Raw genomic sequence first — 922 nt, 5'->3', positions numbered from 1 at the left:
CACGACCGCGAGGACGGCGAGCAGGACGAGCTCGGCCAGCGTGAGCCGTGCCCGGGCGCTCATCGGGCGACCTCCGTCCGGGCCGACGTCGCCGAGGTCGCGGCCGTCCCCGCCGACGTCGCCCGCGGCGCCGACCACGACGGCGAGTGCAGCGTCACCGTCACGTGCGCGACGACGTGCCGGACGTGCCGTGCGGCGGCGAGCCAGGCGTCCGCGACCGCGCCGAGCACGTCGGCGAGGTCCCCGTCGAGCCGGGTGACGAAGTGCTCGGGCGCCACGGTCGCGCGCGAGCGGGCGACCGCGATGGCCTGCTCGATGGCCCGCATGTGGTCGCCAGGCCGGCCCTCGTGGCCGTCGTCCAGCGGGTACAGCGCCCAGTGCGCCGCGGCACGCAGGCCGGTCGTCGGCAGCTCGGGGGCGTCGACGGCGGCGAGCACGACGTCGTCGGGCAGGGTGCACGCGACCTCGCCGGGGCACCCGCGCGACAGCTGGACGTGGGCGACGACGTGCGCGCCGTGCCGTCCGGCGGCGGCGACGACGTCGTGGACGAAGCGCACGACGTCCGTCTCGGTGCCGCGGACCAGCGTCGAGACGTCGTCGGTCGTCACCTGGACCGCGCGACGGTCGGCCTGCGCCAGGGCGTCGAGGATGACGGCGACGGCGTCGTCGGACGCCGGGTGGAGCGAGAAGCGCGCGCCGACGCCGAGGTCGGCGGCGCCCTGCCCGGGATCGACCCCGGCCCCGGGCGCAGTGCCGGGCGAGGTGTCGTCCCGGGTGTCGGTCACGGGCGTGCTCGTGGTGCTCATGCGGTCCTCCGTTGCCTGGCGGGGGCCCCCGGCGAGCGCACGAGGCCGCGCGGCGGCGCCCCGGTCGCACGCCCGGCGCCGGGCACGCGCAGGCGTGCCGGCCCACGGGACGCGAC

1 protein-coding gene is annotated in these 922 nt (G+C 78.6%); it reads right to left on the bottom strand.

Going from position 1 to position 922, the window contains the following annotated elements:
* Positions 1–59: 59 nt before the first annotated feature.
* Entirely contained in the window at positions 60–806 is a 747-nt protein-coding gene (locus CBZ_RS18980; protein ID WP_130783019.1) for a YkoF family thiamine/hydroxymethylpyrimidine-binding protein, read from the bottom strand.
* Positions 807–922: the final 116 nt, after the last annotated feature.

The sequence above is a fragment of the Cellulomonas biazotea genome, from assembly GCF_004306155.1.
In the GTDB taxonomy this organism is placed as follows: Bacteria; Actinomycetota; Actinomycetes; order Actinomycetales; family Cellulomonadaceae; genus Cellulomonas; species Cellulomonas biazotea.
This window is presented reverse-complemented; position numbering and strand designations above follow the sequence as displayed.